Below are 22696 nucleotides of genomic sequence, written 5' to 3'. Positions count from 1 at the left end.
TGTCTTCCGGAGACACCACCCGTTCGGACTCTTTTCTGCGTGGATTGTCCACACATCTTGAACGGAATATAGGCAAGTCAACATGGTCACAGGGATTTTCTTTTATAATCCGGTCCACCTGGCATTTATGGAATACACCGTTCATATATCCAAACATTCCCTTCAATGCGCGATAGGGGACATCTTTGCAGTCGAGCAACTCCGTTAAGAATGCGTAAATGTCTTCCTCACGGATATAACGAACGTCTTTCGTTTCCAATTTACTTCCTTCGAAAAAACGTTTGTAGTCGGCTTTGTACTTGTATATCGTGTTTGCTGCCCGTCCACATGTCTGCTGCCGCTCGACCCAGACAAAGAAGCGCTGTCTGAATTCGTATTTCGTATTATAAAAATCTACAATAGCAGCTTCCACGTCCGACCTGGATTTACGCTTCACCGATTTTCTTCCACCTTCGCACGGAAGATACGTATGCCAATACCCGTCCTTTCCTTGAAAAATGTCGTATTTGTGTTTTTCCAGTATTGCTTCCTTTTTCTTCATTTCAATCTGCGCCTGCAGGTGTGATATATCTATCATACCACAGTCTACCGCATACTTCAATTCTTCATACCCTGTTTTCATAAACATTTTCGCCCTCCAAAATCATACCGACGTTATAACACGCAGTCGGACAACCCTCGTACGGAAGTGCGAAAAAAGAAGAGAGCATGTTCATTTAACGTACCCTCTTCTTATATTATTTATTGTTTTATTCCCTGCAGAACCATAGACTCGAACGGTGACATTTCTTCTGTTGAATCGCATTTTTCCATGTCTTCGATATCGTTGTTCCAGTCAACTGCAATGGAATTCCCGCCAAGAGATTCGTATGCGGAATACAGGTCCATCCAGTCTTTGTACTGGTTGTATGTGATTTTGCCCTGAATCATATATTCCGCGTGGTACCGTTTCAGCATATACCTGAGAATAAGCATTATGCCGCATCGTACCTGCCCCTGTTCGGCTTCTTTTCTTTTCTGTATCTCGTCGCGGTCTTTTTCTTTTTTCTTCTGGTCTTTGAGCAGCACTCCAACCCATCCCACCAATGCCGTGGCGATGATTGGAAGCAGTATGTAGTAAGTCTGCAGCAACACTTCCATCATGACTGTGTATCACTCCGTTCTATTCGCTCGTTTCTGTTGCTGTTCCTTCTACAAACGATTTGAATCCCTGGTGGAGACCAGTCGAAGCAAGACCCATCACAGCCCCGTAAATAGCCGATTCGATGGACACTCCGCTGATTGCCAGATTCATTCCCGCGCCGATGACTGCCAGGATTACCGGGATATCATCGTTCGGAATCCATTTCAGAAAGGTTGCGTGTTTGATGACATACCCGACTACAAGACACGCAACCACTACTACCAGTACAAAGTGTTCCGTAAGCACCGTAAAATCCATATTATTTTTCCTCCTTTTTCTCTGTCGTGGCTGCGTCTGCATCCTCGGCGTTCTTCGTTTTTGCTTCTTCTTTCTTCTGATTTTCTTCCGACATGAGCTGTTCCAGAAAACGCAGACAATCAGCCATCGTCTTTGTATGCCCTCCTTTTGTCTCAATCGTCAGAAGGGTATTGTAAAGCATAGCCAGTTTTGACACCATTTTGATTTTTCTCCTCTCTTATTCTGTTACTTCTTTCCAAGCCTGCGGATATGTATCCGGGTCCCAAACGCAACCATCCATCTGGCAGATATAGCGCTTGCCATCCGTGTAGGTCATTTTATCGCCAGTATTGTACGCGTCATGCGCACCGGACGGCTGTACGTATTCCGGATATTCCTCCTGTACCGGCGGTGTAACGGTTCCGCCCTGCAGCATAGTAATCGCGTCTGCGTTAGCTTTAATTGCTTTAGCCTGCTCAGCTACAATGCCAAATAACTTGCTTACCTGGTTCCGGAGAGACGCATAGCTGTTCTCCGGCGTTGCTTTCTCCCGCGCAAGAGTAACCAGCTCGGTCATCTCCTCTTCCGTAATACTCCCCTGCAACCATGTCCGGTCAATTTTTCCGAGCATATCCGCCAGCTCATACCGTCCTGATTCAATTACTGATTTAATAATCTGATACATAGTTTCGTCCTCCTTATACGTTTTCAACTGCCTGTTTTTCCAGTTCTGTCACCCGCTCTTCAAGATTCGTTGTCCCCGTATTCGCGAGCATCTCGTCCTGGATAGAGTACACCATATCCTCGAATGCGGCATAATCTTCGCGGCACTCCTCACGATGTTCTTTGTACACCTTCTTCGATTCGGCTCCCAGCGTACTCCGGCTGATGCGGATGTCCTCCGGATTATCAGAACTGATTCTGCAGGTATACGTTTCTGTCGTCACCTGCTTCACCGCGTCCCCTTCCGTCACGTCGATAACAGACTCCCCGGTTATTGTGATACTCTGTGTTACATTCTTTAACATACATCTGTCCTCCTCATATTTAAGCTGCTCTCTGCTCCGCCAGTTCCGCGCGCAAATCGTGCAGCTCATTTCTAGCTTCATACAACTGCTCTCTCAGATTCTCTACCGTATTTTCCAGTACAGCGACCCTTCCCGCGTAAGCATACAGGTCCGACATGCCCTTATTCACTTCCGTAATCCGGCTATGCTCATTCTTGACCATCTCGAATATCAGCGGCACAACAATATTATTGTTCCACATTTCGGGGGTTTTGTCGGGATTGTGGTCAATCGCAATCGGCAGGACATCCTCCCAATCCTCAACCACAAAACCTGGTATGGGCTTGTTGTAACGTTCGTCTTCCTTACCGAGATAGTCCGCTTTATACTTGAACCAGTGCACCGGAATATCATACAGTGCTTCCACATCCTCTGCGGACAGTACCGATATGAGGTCTTTGTAACGTACGGATGAGGAAGAAGCCCTTGTCATACGCCCCGTCGAACCTATACGCACATTTGCAGTGTTGGACGACTGGTAATCATAGACATTGTGCAGATATACCAATCCATCCACTGTAATTTGTGAACCAACGTAAAGGTTTCCCTCCGCACTGAATCCGCCGGACGCAAAAACACTCCCACTCAAATTGATGTCTCCGTCGACAGCGACCCCGCCATTTGCGCGAATCAGTCCCGGAGCAGTAACTTTCCCACCGCTGTAGAATGCTGTTCCATTTACCGTCAATGTCCCACTTGCAGATTCGATGATTCGGCTCGTATAGTCTGCTGTGGAATTCCCATAATGGAAATCTATAAACGGCGTAGTATAAGATAGTTCAATCGACTGGCTCTTTAACTGGTATGATGCGCTGACGGTTCCGGTTGCCGAAATATTACCATCTGTATTAATAGCATGGGTTGCGTCTATACTATAAACGATCATGCATCCGTCAGAGTCAACATAAAATCGCGCCGCACCATTCGGGTTTCCAGACCATAACCAGATAAACTCCGGTGACAAAATAACATTCCCAGCCGAAGTACCCCCTTCCAGACCGTTCTCCGTCAACTCGTAAAGCCCTATTTTCCCGCTCGTAGCCGTAACGCTTCCCGAAAAGCTCCCAGTTGCGCCAATAAGATTCACACCCCGGATGGTCCCCGTTGCCGTGATGTCCTGCGCAAACAGGTCAGTCACATTAATCTGCTTTGCTGTTACTGTTCCGGCGTATATTTTGGCGCCGTTAATATATGATACATTATTGCTGTAACACCAGTCCGCTACTGCCCTCATGGCAGATACATCAGTCATCACCCACTGTGTACCGTTATAGACAAACTGCACGGTCGAGCCCGCCGCCCAGTTATAAACCGACGAGGACCCCAATGACGCCCCATACACGTAAATGGTCTTTGCCCCGGTACCGTTGACATTGAGCGCCGGACTTGCCGCGGTATTGGCGTAGGTGAATTTAACGCTGACAGTTGCCCCCCTATACAGCGTAAACCCCTCCAGTGTCACGATTTTCACCGCAGACGACGCCGCCGTTGCGCAGGTCCCGTAATGATATGTCGCGCGTTTCCCAGCTTCATCCGCCGTATTCTGCGCCACCAGCACATCCGCCGCAGCCTCATTTGCCGTGGTCTGCGCTGTGGTAATCAAGTCTTTTGTATCGCTGTCAAGTCCGGAGAACCTCACCAAACCGTTTGCGTTGATAGTGTCCGCCACTAATGTTGCAGTTCTGTCCGTCAATGTGAAATTCGTCGAATTCGTGCCGTTTTTGACGAGCCAGCTTATCTTATCAGCCGCCTGCTCAGCTATCGTTTCCGCCGCTTCCAGATTATCCTGCGTAGCATAAATATCCGACACTGTGGTTAAGATTCCGGATTTTGAAAGGTCGATTGCCGCGTTCATCTGGGTGGTGGTACTGTATCCTTCCAGACTCTTGTCGATATCCGTCTGCTCTACTTTCAGCGCAATCTGTCCCTGCAGCGCGGTTATTGATGATTCGGTTGTCGACAGCCTGCCTGCCGCGCTCTCGATGTTAGATTCAGCATCGGTAAGGCGCCCGTCAGTTGTCGTCTGATAGCTCTCAAATTCCTGGCTTGTGACACGCAGCGAGATTGCCTTTTCATTTGCAGCAATTTTCGCCGCATGGTCTGTCAGTAGTTCCCCATGCTCCGTCACCGCCTGCGTCTGCTCCGACAGCGCCACATTCAGTGTTTTACTGCCAACCTGCACAACGGTCCCGGATATGGTGACACCCTGGTCCGTCAATGCCGTGTCAAAGCTCTGGAAATCAATCTTCAGAGCCTGTATCGCAGCATCGTCGGCGACCATTTTATCCCGGATGATTTTGCGCTGGATGGTGTTCTCTGTAGCACCGAGGGCATCCCAGATAAGATTACCATCAGCATCCCAGACAGCAAGCGTATAGTCGTCCGACGCATCCTTGCCCATCTGCACCCGCACCTGGGAGCCATCCGAAATCTGGATGGTATTGTCGGATATCTGCAGACGCCCGTCCGTGCCCGCCACGGTAACAATGGCGGTATCAATCGTTCCTGCCCGGAGCTTGTTTGCGTTTAGGGACGATATCTGTGCGTCGCCGATGCTTCCTTCCAGCATCCAGCCCTTTGCCGTCACCAGCTCGTCCGTAACTGTATTTTTGAATGACGCGTAATCACCTTTTATCTGGTCCGTATCAATGATGACGGCTTCCAGAGTTTCCGTGGTTATCCATTCAGTATCGATTCCCTTGATACCGGTCACCACGCCATCTTTAATCTGGAATGACGAGTCGACGATGGCTATCTTGTTGTTAATCGCATAGATTTCGTTGCCCTGGCTGGTTATCGTATCGTTAATCGTCGATATCCGGCTGTCAATCGCGTAAAGCTCATTGCCCTGTGCAGTCACAGTATTATCTATCAGCGCGATTTTGTTGTTAATCGCATAGAGTTCGTTATCCTGCGCGGTTACCGTATTATCCAGAGCGGCTATCTTATTGTTAATAAGGTAAAGCTCGTTATCCTGCGCGGTAATGGTGTTGTTTATCGCCGCGATTTTGTTGCCAATCGCATAGATTTCATTTCCCTGCGCAGTTATAACGTTGCCCTGTTCATCGACTTTCGCGTCGAGGTCTTTCACATCGTCCGTTCTCGCTGCCGGCGAAGTAAGGTTTCCGGTGATGAGCGCGGAGTGATTCTTTATCAGAACCGTCACACGTTCGTCCGGAAGTACATCTGACGTGGTGGTCTTTACTGGCGTCAATCGGTCCGAACCGTCTATCCGGACATAAATTCCTCCGTTGTAGTTGACGGTGGTGCCATAAATGGTCGATTCATTTTTCACAGGTTTATCGTCATTCGTGATTTTAACAAACTGCGATATCAAATCGTTCGATAAAGCCATCCACTATCACCCCCACAACTTCACGGTAAACGCCGCTTTTTCTGTAACTTTGCAGCCAGCCTCGCAGTATATCGTCTGGCTTACCGTTTTGGCTTTTATATCGATAAGTCCCGCCCGTTCGTAATTAAGCCGCACACAATCCCCGACACGGTTTCCACGGTATCCATGCGAAAATGTTACGGTATATTCCAGAGTCGAAACTTCCCGGAGTATCCTTTCCGCATATGCCTGTATCTGCCCCTCTGTCGGGTCACCAGCCAGGTCCGGGTCAGTAACGCGATAGCCGATAACTCTTCCGCGATTTACTGTCGAAACCGGACTGTTCGGGTCGTCATTAACCACCTTCGCATAATAATTCTCATTGCTTCTCGAATATACGACCTCGACAACATTCGGAATCGCATACATGTCATGCTCAACATCGATGTCGGGATACAATATGGAGCTGTTCCCGTCGTCAAACGTACAGACAGGCTGCAGCGATGCTGTATCCTGGACCGGGGCAAAGAGCACACGTCCGAGTTCATCAAGGTCGAATTCGTACTTCGCATTTGCAATCAAATCACTGTTGAATGTCAGCCAGTTATCATCCGTATTCGCCACAAAATCATCATACAGACTTTTGTCGCAGGACGGTTTCACGACCGGCGCGCGTATGTTGTCCCGTACAAGTCTGTATGCGGATTCCATAATGTTGTCACCCTTCAGTATCGAATATCCGATTGTCGGCTGGTTCTCCTTCAGTTCAAGAAGTGGAGTGTATGCATCCATCGTGACGCTCCGAAGCTTTCCATCAAAACTCGATGATGGGGTCTGCACCAGAAATGTGCCAAGCGGATGCCTTTCCGTAACTCCATTTTGAATTGTAATGAGATATACCCGGACGTAGCATTCGCCGACAGAATCCACAATATCAATGCTCGCCGAGCCAAGCGTGTCTGCCTCTCTGTCCCGGCTTATAGTGCATTTCTTCACAGTATCCAGACGCTCCATATCTTTCCAGGTTCCTGGGTCAACCGTATAATACTCGAAAGACTGCTCCATCGATTGTGTCCAGTCCGGCATGTCAGACACCCCCTTCCACACGCACGATGTCTATGCTAACCGGTATGGTCAGCTCGCAGTGTGCCTGACTGAACGAAACACTGATGCTTGCCCAGTATCCGTTTCCGGATGGCTCCCGCACATAAACATCACCGTTCCAGATTTTCAGACGCCGCAGCGCATACAACGTCTCCAGGTCACCCCGTACAATCTCAACTTTCCAATTTTCGCTTTCACCAATCTGTGTGCCATAATAGCTGACGGGGCGCTTCCTTCCTATATACTCGACAAGTGAAACATCCTTATCCGCTTTTTCCGACGTATCGACATTGTATGGGAGTCTGACCAGCGAACCCGACCATGCCGGCTGTTCCGAATCGTCTGCTTCGTTTTCTGACGATACATCAAAAGACGACCATTGTTCTTCCCACTGTATAATAATGGCGGGTTCACCAATAGGAAAACCTGGCATATCGTAATAGCTCACTGCTCCGGTTGCTTTCGATGTGGCTACGATACGGTATCGGGCATAATCCAGCGACGGATGCGGGTCTGTGACATATGTGCTGTTGCTGTTCTCCAGCCCCTTTGCGATTTCAACAAACCCTCCATCGTATTCTCTCCGGTATACTGCCAGCGTAACACCATCTACCAGATTTTCGTCCTCGTCCGTACAATACGGTCTCAGATATGCCGCATATGTCTCCTCATCGTAAGTAATCTCAGCATTTGGTTCATATAATTCATCGGTCCACGCTACATCAAACGAGGTACTTGCCTCCGCACGCAACCCGGAATCCATCGCCACCGTACATTCGACGGTATAAGTGACGTTATTCTCCAGGTCGATATTTCCCGCGGATAATTCCACAAGCAATTCTTCAGACGTATCGAAATACGACGAATATACAGCATCACCGGCGCTCACGTATTTTGTGTTTCCAATCTGGTCTACCGTTTCATACGAACTTCCGGCAATTACTGACAGATGGTAGCTGAGTGGTGTCTGTGTAGCCGGTCCCGCAGTCGCTTTCACATAAAGTGGAAATGCATTAAGTGTGCTGACTATTGCTCCGTTGACATCCGTAACGACCAGCTCCAGAGTTGCCGGAGCATAAATATCAACCGTACGCTGGACCGACCATTCCCCGTAAACATTTGTGATTCCGGCAGTCCGCACACGCCACTGGATAGTCGAGCCTTCTGTATATACCGAAGTATCAACCGTATAGGAACTCGTCTTGTCTTTTTCATCTTCATCAGTCGCGTTATGAATCGTCTTGGTGGTAGCTACCCCATCCACAATCAATTCCAGTTCCGCACTCGTCTGACTCGACCCGTCTTCACTATTGTGAACCCAGTACAAAATCAGCGGTTCACCGGAAATAACTGTTGTTGTGGATGACCATGTGGTCGGGGCAGACGGCTCTGTCCCAATAACAATCGATTCGATGCCGCTCCAGGACGAATTTCCCTGCTCATTAACTGCCCGTACCCGGAAGAAATATTCCTGTCCGCTTTCAAGACCGGTGATTTCTGCATGGGTAGTTACAGACTCAATCGTGACTTTCTTTACCTCATTCGGATTGCTGTCGAAGTATGATTTGCTCGTGGTATACTCAACTTCATAACCAGTGCAGTCGGGAACCGCTTTCCAATCAAGCGCCACGGAGGTCGACGACAGAGCTTTTAACGATGTAATTTGCTGTGGGGAAGCCGGTATCGTGCTGTAATTGTCAGAGTAATCCGACCATTCGCCATAGACACCGTTTTTCAGTCCCCGACAACGTACCTTGTATTTATTCCCCGCCGCGATAGGACATGAATAAGACGCTGATGAAGTTACAATCTTCGCCTTCCCCGTACTGGATACCCCGGTATCGTTTTTGACAACCTGGAATTCAATCTCAGTTGCGTTGATGTCGAGGTTCGAGAGACTTGCGGTCAGTGTATAATTCTCAACCGTTACCGTCGGCGCATTCGGTTTTGTAGGCGGATTATGACTGAAATAATACGATTTTCCAGTAGACCATTTTGCGGTCCAGTAACTCGTCTCTTTTCCTTTTACCTTATGCTTCTTCGAAATCGGTTTGATTTTGACACTGACTTTTACAGCGTTCGACGGTCCGGTATAGACATGGTACTTGTAGGTGGTCGTCGTATCTTCCCCCACAAACCAGATTCCGTCACCGGTGTCGTAATACCATATAACCTGGTAATTTTCCGTGTTTTTCTTGTCCCACGCCCAGGCTACAAACACGGTTCTGTCCGTCCCGGACTGTAATCCAAACTGTTTAATCGTTACTACCGAGGAGGTAGTGTTGGTTGTTTTCTTTACAGTCGCGTTGTTTCCGGACGAATCTTTGGGATTATCCAGTTTGAGTACCTGCCCGACATAAATAAGGTTCGGATTATCGATGTCATTGATGTCCGCAAGTCTTTTATACGCTTCTGTAACATTGCTTCCATAATTATAGGTAGAGTTATACTTCCATGCAATCTCGGACAGCGTATCCCCCTGCTTTACCGTATAGGTTGCCAAAACTACCGCCTCCTTTCCACGCGCGCTGCTCTGACGATGGATGCCACAGCTTCATTGATGTTGCTTCCGTCATCATAAGTAACGCCGTTAATGTTGTTTATAGTGGTATTTCCGCCATTCAGCTTCTTACCAAGTTTATTAATCGCAGATACAACATCTGCATTTGAACCATTTTGAAGTTGCCGGTTCATGGCGACATTTGCGAAACTCAGATTCTCCAGAGTACGGATGCCTACGCGATTTGAGAACATCCGGTCCACAGCTCCTGCCCCTGCTTCCACCGCGCTTAAATCAACGACCGGTCGGATTGTCGGCTCAACATGGAGGTCTCCGCTGAATATGTCGTAGACCTGGCTGATTGCGCTGTTTAAACCGTCCTTTGCCGAAACAGCCAGATTTGCGCCAGTCTGGTATACTTTTCCCATATAATCCGCAAGAGCGTTTACGAGACCTTCTCCGGCAAATGCGCCTATCCCATAAAATACCTTTGATGGAGAATGCTCATCCAGAGCTGCTCTTGCCGCACTCGCCGCCGCGCTTGCCATTGCGCGCGCCTGTATCGAAGCAGCAAACGACCCGGAACTGATGCCGCTGGCGAATCCCAGTGCGGCGTTGTAGCCCGCGCCTACAAAACTGTCTCGATATGTCCCCGACGCTGTCGCCGCTCTGCTTGCGACGCTCTTTGCCGAATCAATCGCATTATTAGCCGATTTTTCAATACCCTCGGCAAGGGATAAAATCAGCTTTCCTCCGGCAGTTACAAATAAACCGGTCTTTCCGGAAATCGCATCGCGTATCTTAGTAGCAATTCCCGCTGCAATAGATACCACCCCGCCTGTCGAAGACTCCATTCCGCTCCCGATTGATTCTGTAAGACTTGCTCCAACGGTGGATAACTGGGAGGTGGCGCCGCTTTGTATACCATTTGCAAAGCTGTCAACAACGCTCGTCCCCAAGCTTGTAAACGTGTCAGTTGAAACCGTAACACTGTTAATGGCTGACGCAAAATTCTGCAATTTCAATGATGCAGCTCCGAAATCCGTATTCAACATATCGGTAACCGCCGCTGCTATATCCCGTATACCACTGCATGTCGCTGACAAACTATCCGTAGACATATCGTTACACGCGCCAATGCCTTTCGCCAACCCTTCCAAACTCGTTTGAATATTGTACGGTATCGTAACGTCATTCCACGCCGCAACAGCAGCAGCCATCGTGGTTATCGGAGTTGCCAGCCCATCCAGGATGGTCGGGTCAACACCATTCCACGCGATAACTCCGGTTGCCAAGTCCGTTAAAGCGGTTCCAATATCTTCTGGAATTATCACACCGTCCCATTTCGCAATAGACCCGGCTAAATCACCCAACGACGTTGCCATTGTCGAAATTGCTTCGGCACCCCATCCAGCAAAATTAAACTTTTCAACCCCAGTTGCCAGGTTTGCAAGTCCGATGTCTATATCATCCGGAACCGCAATATCGTGCCATTTCCCAACCGATGCCGCCAATTCTCCTAGCGGCGACGCTACAGTAGCTATAGTATCGGAACCCCAGTCGGCAAAGTTAAATGCCTTAACCCCATTCGCCAGGTTTGTAAGACCGGTTTCAATGTCATCTGGAACGGTAACGCCCTCCCATTTTGCAATAGACCCAGCCAAATCGCCTAACGGGGTTGCAACCGCTGCCACACCGTCCGCACCCCATCCGGCGAAATTAAATGCTTTAACGCCCTCAGCCAAATTTGTAAGTCCTGTTCCGAGGTCTTCCGGTATGACGACTCCGGTCCATTGCCCTATAGAGGTCGCTAAAGCTCCGAGTGGCGTTGCCAAAGTCGAGATAGCCTCTGCTCCCCAGTCTGCGAAGTTAAAAGCTTTCACGCCGGATGCCAAAGATTTTAATTGATTTGAAAGACCTTCGGGTACCGTGACACCCGTCCATCTCCTAACAGAATCGGCTAAATCCCCAAGCGGTGCCGCCATCTCTGAAATTGAATAAGACCCAAGAATGGAAAAGGTATTCGCGATACCTCCGAGCGCAGTTTCGCCAAGTGCCCCGCCCATTGCCACGAGTCCGTTTTTTATTTCGTCCCAGTTCATTTGTCCGAACTTCGAAAAAGCGTCAGCAAGTTCGCCCAGCCCCTTTACAACAAGACCAATAGAAACCCCACCAAAAATGGACCCAAAACCGCCGAGATTCCCCAATAGTCCAGTGACTGTACCAACTTCCGTCAAAGCACCACCCATTCCAGCAAGTCCTTGAGTAATCTCGTCCCAGCTCATCTGACCAAACGTTTTAAAAGCGTCCGCAAGTTCGCCCAATCCTTGTACTCCAAGCGCAATGGCGCCTCCTCCGAGGAGTCCCGCTAGCCCGGTAAGTTTTCCGAGAAGTCCGGATACCGTAGCCACTTCGGCGAGAGCGCCACCCATTCCGGAAAGACCTTTTCCGATTTCGTTCCACGATAAACTTCCTATGTCAGCAAGCGCCATCGCGATTGGTCCCAGTGCCTGCGCGGCAACCACTATTCCCCCGCCACCAAGAAGCGCGCCAAATCCCCCTACTTTGCTAAGGATTCCCAAAGCCGCGGTAAATTCAGTAAGAGCCCCACCCATTCCGGAAAGACCTTTTTCGATTTCATCCCACGACATTTTTCCAAGCACTTCAATCGTCCCGGCTATTTCATCAAGCGATTGACTTCCTATTAGTATGCCAACCGAACCAAGCGTAGCACCAAATCCACCAGCCTTACTGAGGATTCCCAAAGCCGCGGTAAATTCGGCGAGTGCTCCGCCCATTCCGGAAAAACCCTTTCCAATCGCATCCCATGACATGGTGCCGATACTGGATAACGCCGTCGCAATGGGTTCCAGAGCCTGCGCCGCCACCAATATTCCAGAACCGCCGAGAAGCGAACCAAAACCGCCAGCCTTGCTAAGTGCCGCCAAAGACACGGTAAGTTCGCCGAGCGAGCCGCCCATTGCAGCGAGTCCGCGAGCTATCTCATCCCAGGAAAAAACGCTGAATTTTTTAAACGCATCCCCAAGCATATCACATGCTTTCGCCAACGCGATCATAGCAACACTTGTCTTTAGCGGAATTTTTACTTTATTCAGTAATTTAAGCGCCCCAGAAAGTTCAAGCAACCCACCGCCCAAAGCAGCCAAACTCTTTCCGATGTCTTCGATGGACATTCCGGATAATTCTTTTAAAGCACTGGCGAAAATACGCATAGCAACGGCAACCAATATCATGGATAAACCGGCTTTCGCCAGCCCTCGCGAGCCCGAACTCCCAAGCGTTTTCGTGACAGACTTCAGCATTGTGCTTAGCATGACAAACATCGCGCCTATCGCCCCAAGCGATTCGAACAACTTATCCCCATCAATCTTCGATATCGCATTAAGAGATGCCGATAATATACCTATCGCAACCGCGATACTTATGAGTGATGCTGCTTTGATACCCGATGTAAACGATGATATGGATTCCTTGACCGAATCCAAAATCTCAGAAAACTGTTTGGTTATTTTCTTATCGTTGCCTTTCTTAAAAAGATTGCCCAATGCCCCCTGTATCGTTTTAACCACTTTGGCAAGTCTCTTCGCCAGAACAAATATCCCGCCTCCGGCTAAACCTGCGAAAACATCAACGGGGGATACATTATCTGCTATCCACGTAAACACATTTTTTACGGTGTTTCCGATTTTCCCAAGGATATTTGAAGCAATCGTTCCGAAATATAAAAGAACATCTCCGAGATTTTCCACCCCATCGCATACTGGATTTATTACATCAGAAATTTCTCTTGAAATAGCAATAAGCCCTTCTTTGAGACCAGAGAAGAAGTTCTCTGTTCCAGCACTTTTATCCAAAAGCGTAAAAAAATCGCCAACAGACGCTGTAATTCCAAGCACGACATCAGCAACACTGCTTAACCCGCCTGTAAATAAAAAGTCTTTAATCGGAGACGCAAGTGTGGTAATCCCTCTTTTAAAAAGATTAAGCGCCGCAAACAACCCATCAAATGTCCGGCTGAGTTTCGATGCTGTTTCGTCAGACAGTGTAAGACCTTCCGTAAACGAGTGAAACGCGTCAATCAGTCCATAAAGCTTTTCCTGCCGTTCTTCCATGCTGGCAGGAGGAAAGACCCTTTGCCATGAGTCGTGAACGACGTCAAATACTTCTTTCAGACCATTCCAGGTGTTCTTGAAAGATTCAATTAAGAGTTCCCTTCCACCCAATTCTGAAACGCCGTCGATAAGATTCGATACAGAATCGTATAAATCATTCGTTTTTTCGCTCGCGTCATTCAATGCTGCAATCGTTTCCGGTCCGACGATACCATCTGCCAGCAGTCCCTCGGCTTCCTGGAATGCTTTTACAGCGGCTTCTGTCTCCGACCCGTATTTACCATCCACGCCAAACTGCGTCAGCGTAAAACCGGCATCCTCCAGTGCCTGCTGTATCTTTTTAACATCGTCGCTCGCTTCGTCAAGTCCATCGCCAAAACGGAACACCCCATCGAGGTCTAACACCCCACTGCTAAGCTGCTTTATGGCTTCTCTTAATATATTTGCAGATATGGCTCCACTCTGAAACGCTTTTTCCAATGACCCGTATTTCTGGACAAGTGCGTCGATTGGTACATTACTCGACCTGGCTACTTCTTTTATCTTGTCCTCAAATACGTCCGTCTCGATCCCGGCGTCTTTAATCTTCCCAGTAAGTTTGTCCCAGTTTGAAGTAAGCGCTCCTTCCAGCAGTTGATTACGGGAATCCGCAGAGGCGCTAATCATGCCGCCCAAAGCATCTGACAGACCTGTGAACAGCTCTTTTGCCTCATCGAAATCACCGACAATCAGCCGCCACGTCTGTCCCCATCCGGACTGTGCTGCTTCCTTCAACGTGTCCCACAACTGCGTAAGTGTCTTGACTTCTGTAGCTGCCGCCTCAGCAGTTTCCGCCAGTTGCACAATATCCCCTGCCTGTTCTTTCGTATATCCCTGGGCTATCAGTTCTGCCTCGGAATACGCCCCGGCTATCTGATTTAAAGTTTCCGTCAGAACTTCCGTTGTAAGCCATCCCGTCGACAAGCTCTCACGGAAACTTCCTTCTGCCTTTATTGCCGCTTGCGCTCCTGTATCGAGAAGTTCCGAAGTTCTTATCAGCGCGTCCTGGAAAAGCTGTCCACCCATACCGGCATTAACTACTGAATTCCAGTCCATCAGTTTTACAGTACCCGCCGCCAACGCCTGCGAAAGCTGATACATCGCGGTGGAAGCCTGTTGGGGAGTCGAACCGGAAGCCGCCGCCAGATTCGCAATACCTTTAATTGCATTAACCGACGTATCCAGTTTCACTCCTGCCGCGGTAAATGTACCAATATTGCGCGTCATCTCGGTGAAATTGTAGATGGTTTTATCAGCGTAATAATTCAGTTCATCCAAGGCGGCGTTTACCCGCTCAACATTCGTACCTTCCTTTTGAGTATTCGCTAAAATGGTCTGAATAGCGCCCATCTGGGTTTCGTATTCCTGGAAACCCGTTTTCACCGGTTCAATCGTCAATGCAGAAGCAATCCGCTTTCCCGCGGTAATCGCCGAGTTGGTAATGTTCGCAAGAGCCGTTACGCCGACCACCTGCATTGCTGAAAACTTTGCCTGGACAGTGTCAATCCCGGCGTTCAGCCCATCAAAGCGGACGTTCTTCGCTGCTTTTCCGAGGTTATCCAGTCCCTTTGAAGCGCCGGTTAAGTTAAGCTTCGCTTTAAGTTTATCGAGGGTCGACATACTCGTCGCAACACCGCGCTCGAATTGTGCATTATCAAACCGCATTTCCAAGACGCGATTATCAACTACATTGCTCATATCGAAGTAACCTCCTTCCACGCTTCTTTTACCAGATTGTCAAAAACAGGCTGGATAGCAGGGTTGATATAATCTCTCCCTTCCACATATCCGCCTGTTCCGGTTCCATGCCCGTACTGCAAAATTATTGCGATGGACACGCCTTTATTAATGTGTGAATTGGTAAATATGATTCTGGACGACCCAGCCGAATGTTCGATTTCGTAGCCCCACGAACTCGCGGTTTCTCCCGAATCAACCGGGGTTGCAGACGAAAGGGCGTCTACTCCGGCTCGACCATATTTATCAAGTACCCCAAGCCGCACGACCTCCCTCAGTCTTTCGAAGTATCGTGTCGCTTTCGAGTAATTGCCCTTGTGTCTGAAACTAATCATTTTGAATTTTCCTCACTTCTTTTCAGCGTAATCCAGACTAATCCAGCCAGCACCAGACAACAGTCTTCCCCAGCCGGAAGTAGAACCTTCGCCAGATGCTTCCTCAACAATGGTGAAGATGCCACGTCCGGTCATACTTCCAGTTTTTGCGTAATTCGTGCCAGGACCAGTGCGAATATTCAGATTATCGATGTCGATTTTTACTTCATAGGGAAATTTTTTATCCGGATTTTTACTCGTATAGACGATTTTTCCGTCATCGTCGTAAACGGTATATCCGGGATGCTCGTCTGCGCACTTCTTCGCATTATCGACCTTCTCGAAAGCCCCAAGCTGCGACGCTACATTCACCCATGTTTTACGGACCAGGTACCACTTCTTCTCAGCCACTGTCTCTTTGCCCGCGTCGTATTCCGTAAGGTTAAATCGGTCAATAATCGAACGAAGCTTTTCTACATATTCGACATCGGTCGCATATCCGCCGTTTTTAATAATTCGGGCTGCCTCTTCCCAGTCCGTGCATTCTGCCAGACCAGCATACCGTTTCTTAAAGCCATTCATCGCTCCGAGCAGATAAGCGCTGTGGTCGGCGATAGAATCTTCCACACACGCATATTTCCGGAAAGCAGCAACAACCGTGGACGACACTCCGTGTGTATCCTGCTCCTGGGTCGGTTTAGTAAAGATACTCGTTCCATCCCAGGTACTCCCAGCCCAGGTATTACCCGACAGGTAAGCCTTCATTCCAAAACAGTTGTTCGTATTCTGGGCAAGGACTGTTTTTCCATAACCAGATTCCAGAATAAATTGCGCGCCGGTTACCGAAGCAAGGATCCCGGTCCGTTTCATGTCAGCTACGCATAACGGCATGATTTTGTCGACGGCATCCTGCTCAGACAAATTTTTAAACGCAGTCGCCTGGGTCCCATTCGTTTTTTCAACGCCAAGCATTTCATTTACTTCTTCCACAATCTTTCCGAGCCGGTTATATATGTAATCCCCAGGGCAGGCTTTGTTTGCAAACCAGCGATGTACTGTCATGTTCTGTTTATCGACCTGTCCGATTAGGGACTTATCCCCGCGCCATTTCAGTTCCTTAATATTGTTGCGTCTGCAGATATCCGCACACAGCTTAATAAGGGAACTGTATACTTTGTCATTAATCGCATACGGATGCGTGGAATCGCTGGCACACTCGATAGTAATCGCACGGTTGTCATTTGATGGGCTTGATGAGCACCACGACCGGTCTTTTTCGTCAACAATCAGAGCGATTCGCCCGTCTGTCCCTATCATATAATTACAGCTACATTCAGCATCCGACCGACTGAACCAGCCCGCTGCCGACTCAACGGAAGCCTGTCCGACATAGCAGTGGATTGTGATTGTGTCAATCGAGTGGTTTCTCGGACTATTTTTGTTCGGACTTATTTTTTTATAACTAACCAGAGAACTGTTGCTCATGTTCATCATCCTTTCGTGTGGTATTTCTTTTTACGCAAAGTATTTAACGCGGCATAGTGGTTCATGGTCTCTCGTGCGCTTCCTTTCTTCGGCGGCGCGTTCTTTTCCCCAAACACACGAATCAGTGTGATAAGCGTGTTCAAATGCCATTTCTGACATTCAATCGGAATTCCAAGCGAAAACATCCAGTAATAAATAACCTCAGCAGTAACGAACGTTCCGTCTTGCTTGCCTTTTTTATCATTCGTGATTACCGTCGCAGTCATCGGGGCATCGATGTATTCTATAATTTGATTCATCGTGTTACTGTCGATGTGATAATAGATATCCGGATCGACATTCTTCGTAAGCGTCATACAGCGTACGTAGTCGATAGTCTGCTCATCGGTTTTCGGTTCTCTCGAATGGAAAGGTTTACACCATTTTGATTCCCATTTCTGCAGCGAGACCAGCGAGTGCTCCAGTTGCAGTGTCTGCTCCTTAAAACCTTTCGTATAGATAAACTCCTGCTTTTCTTCATCCCACATTTCGCCGGCTTCCACTGCCGGTAACGTAATCGTCAGCATCTTCCATCACACCCGCTACGCTTCCGTTTCTCCGGGAAGCACCGGGGATTCCGTGACTTCTTTTTTCTCTGCCTCTTCCTGTTTCGCTTTTACCTTCTCCATCAGTTTCGCCGGCATAATACCATTGACAAACTGGATGGCAGCATCCGTATCGGTTACGAGTTCCATATAAAGCATGTTGAATGCTTCCGTATGCGAAAACTTTTTAGAAATTTTCTTCGATTTGATAAACTCTCTGCCATCCGGACTCTTTACGCCGTACGCCTTCAGAATAATTTTCTTGAAAGTGCGGATGAGCGCAACCTGGTCTTTCGCATCAATGATATTCTGAAGCATCTCGGCGTAACCGCCCTCGGTTCCCATCTCCATTTCGGTAAGTTCTGCCTCGGACAAATTAAACAAATGTGTCTCGGTTCTCTCCACATTGTTGTAATCCTTATACGTAAGTGTTTTCTTTAACATAATGTCCCTCCCATTCGACAAAAAGAAAAAGCCCCTGTCATCTCGCAGAGGCTTATGATAGTGTTTAATATCGTTTTGTTCAGTTATCAACCGTTGCCATTGAAGATTGTAGCCAGTTCTTCGGGAAGAGGTAACGTCGGCTCTCCGTTCTCGCTTCCATACAACTTCGCCTCAAGTGCTGTAAGCTGCGCCGATGTCACCTTCGTCGAATCAACTACAATATGAGCGCAGGGATTCGTCATACCCGGCACATCAATCGGAGTTGTACTGCATTCCCAGGACATCGTCTCTGCTTCCGGGTCGTTGTTGACAGTATTATGGTTTCTCTCTGACGGTTTTGCTTTGCAGCCATATACCAGATGGATTTTATATCCATGAGACCGTCCGGTCGTATCATTACCAATGATAGACTGGTATGTAAAACCAAACGGTTTGCGTTCCTGCTGCGTGACAGAAACTCCCGGAGCCAAATCTGATTCACCATTACATTTCGCAAATGCATCCGGATATGTATACGCTTCCACCGTAAATCCGAAATCTTCATCAGACATCAGTTCCAGATATTTATGATTATTCGCGTAAAGGGGCGTCGGTTCCCCGCCGGAGGGCGATTCGTTCACCGCCGTCAGTCCGTTCCACGCTTCCCCTTTACTGTACGAGCCGTCCGCAGCCTGCTCATATACAACTCCTTTTGACACACCTGTTTCATACAAGCGTTCGCCCACTTTATCCCAAACAAGTTTTGCCATATCCTTATCCTCCTTCAATAATATAGTGTCAATACATCGTGATTAAGATTGTCCGATACGTAATGCCGGTCATAGCTACAATACGGAAGCTCCAGAAGCTTCTCGATAACCGGGTTGTCCGGTCTCCTGTCAATCACGATGATTTCGTATCTGATATGCTTTATATACGCGGAATTATTGGCTTTCTGCGTACTGATTCGATTCTTTGAATACCGGATTGCCGGATACTCCATTTTCAGACCTTCCGGCGGCTGGTAATAAACATGTTTGACGCCAAGTAATTCCTCCAGTTTACTCTGCAGCTCCAGGCGACTCGCCATTCCAGACACCTCCCATCGTCAGAATCAGTCTCGGATACTGAACGTCGCAATCCGTTACTCTCCACTTCACGCCGTCTAATTCCGCATATACTATTTGTGAGTAATGCTCGGTGGCATATGGGTCCGCCACAATACTGATGTCGTTCAGAATACGGAGGTCGTCGTTCACGTTTCCGGAATTCTGACGTTTCCACCGGTTACTAACCAGTTCCCCGTAATATGTACGCTCTGTAATCCGAAGCACCCATACTCCCGGCTCCTGCTCTACGTTTTCTGCAAACCCAATTTTTCCGCACCACTTCGCCATTTTGATTTTTCTCCTATTCGACTAATTGCCGTTTTTTAGCCCGCAGTTGTCACCGGCTCCTCCAGCGCGATAGCCGACTGAACACGGGTAAGACCACCAGATAATCTCGTTTCCAGCATATATTTATACTGGTTGAAATCCATATCGAAGTCCTCAAATCTGGTAACCTCGCCCCCGCGGGTCGAACCAAAGGTGTAGTCAGCAAGGTTTACAAACAGACCAAGCAGCTTCTTCGTATTCCCATTCGCATCTGTACGGGTCTTGCCCACAAACTGCTCAACTGTATGGATTTCATTGACATTCAACGCGGCAGCAAGGTCCGTTCTGGAATTGTAAATCCGACGTCCATTCAAATCGCGTGCGAGGAGCATCTGATTTACCATATGAGGTGTGCAGTACAAATCCGGGGTTCCGGTTCCTTTGAAATCTTCGCGGGCATATAACGCGGCTTCGATAATTGCTTCAGTCATAATATAGTTTTCGCCGAAGTTTGCTCCAGTGTTTGTTCCCTGGAGTTTTGTTTTAGCTGCTTCCAGGTCAACATCCACATGCATCGTATACAGTTCGGCATCGTTCCAAATCGAACGGATGTGGTCCTCATGAATCTTGTCCGCATCCCCGTCATCACGACCATCGCCAATCAACGCTGCCTGGGCAAGCTCTTCGTCGAGAACATGTCTCATATATCTCCACTGATATGCAACTACATCAAAGTCGGTAATATCAACAATGTCATCACGATGCATCGTATCCTTGATATACACCGTCTGCGGGTCTGTCGTTCTGCTCAGAAGCTTAATCTGTCCGGTGATAGTCTTCTCATCACCCTTTTTCTGATAACCTTTTGCACGCAGTTCTGCAATACGCGCGTCAGCCTGTCTGGTACGGATTCTGCTGATGGGACTCTTTCTGATTTTTCTCATCGCAGCCGCAATCCAGCTCTGGTCACGCTCCAGCAGTTCCGGTTCGCCTTTGTCGAGCAGCTCGTACTCCGGGAATAACTGTCCATAGTCTTCGAAGCCATGCTTCAGCGTATCCTTGTTATCTTCATAGTAGAGTTTCATAGCTTTCTGCAGGCTTCCCACAGTGTTGTCTTTTGCCATCCCGATAATTTCCATTTCAGCGGAATGGGTGAGAACAGCTTCGCCGCCATCTTTATCCTTCTCGAATACATTAAATTTCATATGATTTTCTCCTCCTTCTGAATGATTAATCTCTTTTCCCTCTTTGCCGGAATTGCCACTGTCATCTTTTCCAGCCGCCTCTTCGATTGCTGTTCCGACAAGCACCTCTACCGCTTTCATCTGTTTCTCGGTAAGTGTTTCTAATACTTCTTTTACGGTTTCCCCCTCGTCGGTCTTTCCATCATCGGTTTTTCCGTCATCAATCGAATCGGCATGATACAATTCCAGTTCTTCGCCGGTGTAGATAATGACTTCCCCTTCGGAGCCTTCCCCATGATCCAGAACTGTGTCGATATAAGCTCCGGGATTCATTCCGGAAAGCACAAGACTCACCTCTCTGATAACCCCGTCTGCGATACTTGAGCCTTTCCGCACAAGATTGTTTGCGCAGATAGACAATGAGCATACATCGCCGTGCTGAACAAGTTCTTTTGCATTCCGCCCCTGCTCAGTGTTGTTAAAGTCGATATAGGCATAAGTACCGTCGTCTTTATGCTCTAATAATGCACGCCCAAGAACGCGCATCGGATCGTCGTGAATATGCCCCCAGCACACCGGTACAGTCATTCCATCGCAATCTTTAAACGCGCCCGGCATGATGGTCTGTCCGTCACCGCACTTGAGATTGGCTTTTGTAGCCCATCCGCTACAGTCGCAATCGATTTTTGCCATTTTGATTTTTGTCCTCCTTTTCGTCCTGTTTTTCCGCAACAGCATCTGCTTTTCCTCTGGCAGGCTGTGCGATATTACTGTTCTGAAGCAAGTCTGCCTTCGGGTCGGTCGACGGCTTCATTCCAATAACCTGTCTGATTTCATTGCTTGTCATGATTTCATTTCTGGTAAACTTATCTGCAATTTCCGCAATCTGGTTTACTGGCACCAGTCTGAACGGGTCCCGGAAAAACATAACTGTCTGTCTTTCTTTGCGCGCATCTTCGCTGAGAAATTTGCGGCGCATCTCCCCGGTAATTGCCGAAACAATCGGCTCGATAATCCGGTTATTATAATTGAGCATGGTCTGCTCATCAGCGCTTCCGTTCAGTATGCTCTGGGTCATACCAATCTGGCTGAACACCATATCTGTCAGATACTCGATATGCTTGAGCAGATTATTCTCAACCGAACGGTTAAGCTGTATAACTTTTTCAGAACTGTCGATATACGCGACCCCGTACTGCGAATTTGTCAACTGGTTTTCTATTTCGGTTCTTCGTTTTTCCGCCTGCGCCTGCTTTATCGGTGCTCTTGTCGAATACGGCATCTGAATAATCAAATCCATTTTTCCGGATGCCGTTCTTTCGTCTGTCACATCCAGTAAACGGAGTTTCTTTATCAGCCGCTGCATATTCGAATTCGGCTCGTTAATCACGGCGTAAAGCGGATTTTCGACGATACATACCGCCCGTTTCAGCATCACGATGTCTTCTTTTTCTCCAGTACGGTCGTTGTAGACGCGGATTTTCACGGAATCCGGATACCAGTCCAGGATTTTTCCGGTTCTCATCGAAAAGATTCCAAAAGAATCAGACGTGTTCGGGTCAGCATCTGTATCGATAGGAACAATCGCTACAACCCCCTCATCCAGCATGGACATCACGCAATCCTGTATGAACGCCCTTGCGGTCTGGTCTTTATTTGCAGCAAGCGTCAGACAATCGTTCAGACCGCTATCAACTGTCTTACGAAACCGGTTATTTTCGTCTAAAAGACAGTGACAGACGTCTATCAATGACACATCCAGAGCTATACGGCTATATATAGATGTGGCAATCGACCGTTCGTTTCCGCCAGTCAGATGAACCCTGTCTGGTCGACGCGAATAGGCAGCTCCCTGCTCACGACTCCACCATGTCGGGTCCTTGTTCATAAAGGCGTTCCAGCCACGCCGGAGTCGGTTAAACAATCCCATTTTGAAATTCAGCCTCCTTTTCTGTTTTCGAGCGCAAAAAAAAACGCCAACCAATCTGGTCAGCGT

At 48.2% G+C, this 22696-nt stretch carries 19 protein-coding genes (1 of these 19 running past the window's edge); all 19 read right to left on the bottom strand.

The features are described 5' to 3' along the window. On the bottom strand, positions 1-628 hold the 5' portion of the coding sequence (locus NQ534_RS16905; protein WP_006863273.1) for a tyrosine-type recombinase/integrase. 575 nt of this gene lie to the left of the window's left edge; only the first 628 of its 1203 coding nucleotides appear in the window; it begins with the start codon at positions 626-628; the stop codon falls past the left edge of the window. A 113-nt stretch (positions 629-741) separates the two neighbouring features. After that, positions 742-1143 carry a hypothetical protein gene (locus NQ534_RS16900; protein WP_006863274.1) on the bottom strand — a complete coding sequence of 134 codons (402 nt, stop codon included), beginning with the start codon at positions 1141-1143 and terminating at the stop codon, positions 742-744. A gap of 19 nt (positions 1144-1162) precedes the next feature. Next, positions 1163-1441, bottom strand: a complete 279-nt coding sequence (locus NQ534_RS16895; RefSeq protein ID WP_006863275.1) for a phage holin family protein — start codon at positions 1439-1441, stop codon at positions 1163-1165. A 1-nt stretch (position 1442) separates the two neighbouring features. After that, a complete protein-coding gene (locus NQ534_RS16890; protein ID WP_006863276.1) occupies positions 1443-1640 on the bottom strand; it encodes a hypothetical protein in 198 nt (65 codons plus the stop codon). Positions 1641-1658: 18 nt separating this feature from the next. Continuing rightward, positions 1659-2105: a hypothetical protein gene (locus tag NQ534_RS16885; protein ID WP_040784472.1), complete on the bottom strand. Its 447-nt coding sequence runs from the start codon at positions 2103-2105 to the stop codon at positions 1659-1661. Between the two features lie 13 nt (positions 2106-2118). Next, the gene (locus NQ534_RS16880) at positions 2119-2448 is read right to left on the bottom strand and encodes a hypothetical protein (RefSeq protein ID WP_006863278.1); all 330 of its coding nucleotides are present in this window, start codon (positions 2446-2448) and stop codon (positions 2119-2121) included. Positions 2449-2467: 19 nt separating this feature from the next. Then, on the bottom strand, positions 2468-5842 hold the full coding sequence (locus tag NQ534_RS16875) for a hypothetical protein (protein WP_006863279.1): 3375 nt from the start codon (positions 5840-5842) through the stop codon (positions 2468-2470). A 6-nt stretch (positions 5843-5848) separates the two neighbouring features. Beyond that, positions 5849-6907, bottom strand: coding sequence for a hypothetical protein (locus NQ534_RS16870; RefSeq protein ID WP_006863280.1), 1059 nt, complete (start codon positions 6905-6907; stop codon positions 5849-5851). Position 6908: 1 nt separating this feature from the next. Next, positions 6909-9428, bottom strand: coding sequence for a fibronectin type III domain-containing protein (locus NQ534_RS16865; RefSeq protein ID WP_006863281.1), 2520 nt, complete (start codon positions 9426-9428; stop codon positions 6909-6911). Between the two features lie 2 nt (positions 9429-9430). After that, complete coding sequence (locus NQ534_RS16860; RefSeq protein WP_006863282.1) at positions 9431-15295, bottom strand: peptidoglycan-binding protein; 5865 nt, start codon at positions 15293-15295, stop codon at positions 9431-9433. Then, positions 15292-15669, bottom strand: coding sequence for an HK97 gp10 family phage protein (locus NQ534_RS16855; protein ID WP_006863283.1), 378 nt, complete (start codon positions 15667-15669; stop codon positions 15292-15294). The genes NQ534_RS16860 and NQ534_RS16855 overlap by 4 nt, the downstream gene beginning before the upstream one ends. 12 nt (positions 15670-15681) lie before the next feature. Next, entirely contained in the window at positions 15682-17133 is a 1452-nt protein-coding gene (locus NQ534_RS16850) for a glucosaminidase domain-containing protein (RefSeq protein WP_322790976.1), read from the bottom strand. A 5-nt stretch (positions 17134-17138) separates the two neighbouring features. Continuing rightward, on the bottom strand, positions 17139-17699 hold the full coding sequence (locus tag NQ534_RS16845) for a hypothetical protein (RefSeq protein WP_006863285.1): 561 nt from the start codon (positions 17697-17699) through the stop codon (positions 17139-17141). 15 nt (positions 17700-17714) lie between these two features. After that, positions 17715-18161, bottom strand: coding sequence for a hypothetical protein (locus NQ534_RS16840; protein ID WP_040784478.1), 447 nt, complete (start codon positions 18159-18161; stop codon positions 17715-17717). Positions 18162-18247: 86 nt separating this feature from the next. Beyond that, positions 18248-18910: a hypothetical protein gene (locus NQ534_RS16835; RefSeq protein ID WP_040784481.1), complete on the bottom strand. Its 663-nt coding sequence runs from the start codon at positions 18908-18910 to the stop codon at positions 18248-18250. A 14-nt stretch (positions 18911-18924) separates the two neighbouring features. Next, positions 18925-19230: a hypothetical protein gene (locus NQ534_RS16830; RefSeq protein ID WP_006863288.1), complete on the bottom strand. Its 306-nt coding sequence runs from the start codon at positions 19228-19230 to the stop codon at positions 18925-18927. Then, on the bottom strand, positions 19202-19537 hold the full coding sequence (locus NQ534_RS16825) for a DUF7253 family protein (RefSeq protein ID WP_006863289.1): 336 nt from the start codon (positions 19535-19537) through the stop codon (positions 19202-19204). The genes NQ534_RS16830 and NQ534_RS16825 overlap by 29 nt, the downstream gene beginning before the upstream one ends. 35 nt (positions 19538-19572) lie before the next feature. Beyond that, positions 19573-21393: an HK97 family phage prohead protease gene (locus tag NQ534_RS16820; RefSeq protein ID WP_006863290.1), complete on the bottom strand. Its 1821-nt coding sequence runs from the start codon at positions 21391-21393 to the stop codon at positions 19573-19575. Further along, positions 21368-22630, bottom strand: coding sequence for a phage portal family protein (locus NQ534_RS16815; protein WP_006863291.1), 1263 nt, complete (start codon positions 22628-22630; stop codon positions 21368-21370). Before NQ534_RS16815 ends, NQ534_RS16820 begins: the two co-directional genes overlap by 26 nt. Between the last annotated feature and the right edge of the window lie 66 nt (positions 22631-22696).

This window comes from Marvinbryantia formatexigens DSM 14469, from assembly GCF_025148285.1.
GTDB classification, from domain to species: Bacteria; Bacillota; Clostridia; order Lachnospirales; family Lachnospiraceae; genus Marvinbryantia; species Marvinbryantia formatexigens.
Note: the sequence above shows the minus strand (reverse complement) of the source record. Positions and strands in the feature narration are given on the sequence as shown.

Bases quoted from the DNA above. Each gene is read 5' to 3' on its own strand.
- NQ534_RS16830 (WP_006863288.1), bottom strand. From the start codon at position 19,230: ATGGCGAGTCGCCTGGAGCTGCAGAGTAAACTGGAGGAATTACTTGGC.
- NQ534_RS16815 (WP_006863291.1), bottom strand. From the start codon at position 22,630: ATGGGATTGTTTAACCGACTCCGGCGTGGCTGGAACGCCTTTATGAAC.
- NQ534_RS16860 (WP_006863282.1), bottom strand. From the start codon at position 15,295: ATGAGCAATGTAGTTGATAATCGCGTCTTGGAAATGCGGTTTGATAAT.
- NQ534_RS16880 (WP_006863278.1), bottom strand. From the start codon at position 2,448: ATGTTAAAGAATGTAACACAGAGTATCACAATAACCGGGGAGTCTGTT.
- NQ534_RS16825 (WP_006863289.1), bottom strand. From the start codon at position 19,537: ATGGCGAAGTGGTGCGGAAAAATTGGGTTTGCAGAAAACGTAGAGCAG.
- NQ534_RS16895 (WP_006863275.1), bottom strand. From the start codon at position 1,441: ATGGATTTTACGGTGCTTACGGAACACTTTGTACTGGTAGTAGTGGTT.
- NQ534_RS16850 (WP_322790976.1), bottom strand. From the start codon at position 17,133: ATGAGCAACAGTTCTCTGGTTAGTTATAAAAAAATAAGTCCGAACAAA.
- NQ534_RS16870 (WP_006863280.1), bottom strand. From the start codon at position 6,907: ATGCCGGACTGGACACAATCGATGGAGCAGTCTTTCGAGTATTATACG.
- NQ534_RS16820 (WP_006863290.1), bottom strand. From the start codon at position 21,393: ATGGCAAAAATCGATTGCGACTGTAGCGGATGGGCTACAAAAGCCAAT.
- NQ534_RS16900 (WP_006863274.1), bottom strand. From the start codon at position 1,143: ATGATGGAAGTGTTGCTGCAGACTTACTACATACTGCTTCCAATCATC.
- NQ534_RS16840 (WP_040784478.1), bottom strand. From the start codon at position 18,161: ATGTTAAAGAAAACACTTACGTATAAGGATTACAACAATGTGGAGAGA.
- NQ534_RS16890 (WP_006863276.1), bottom strand. From the start codon at position 1,640: ATGGTGTCAAAACTGGCTATGCTTTACAATACCCTTCTGACGATTGAG.
- NQ534_RS16835 (WP_040784481.1), bottom strand. From the start codon at position 18,910: ATGGCAAAACTTGTTTGGGATAAAGTGGGCGAACGCTTGTATGAAACA.
- NQ534_RS16855 (WP_006863283.1), bottom strand. From the start codon at position 15,669: ATGATTAGTTTCAGACACAAGGGCAATTACTCGAAAGCGACACGATAC.
- NQ534_RS16885 (WP_040784472.1), bottom strand. From the start codon at position 2,105: ATGTATCAGATTATTAAATCAGTAATTGAATCAGGACGGTATGAGCTG.
- NQ534_RS16845 (WP_006863285.1), bottom strand. From the start codon at position 17,699: ATGCTGACGATTACGTTACCGGCAGTGGAAGCCGGCGAAATGTGGGAT.
- NQ534_RS16875 (WP_006863279.1), bottom strand. From the start codon at position 5,842: ATGGCTTTATCGAACGATTTGATATCGCAGTTTGTTAAAATCACGAAT.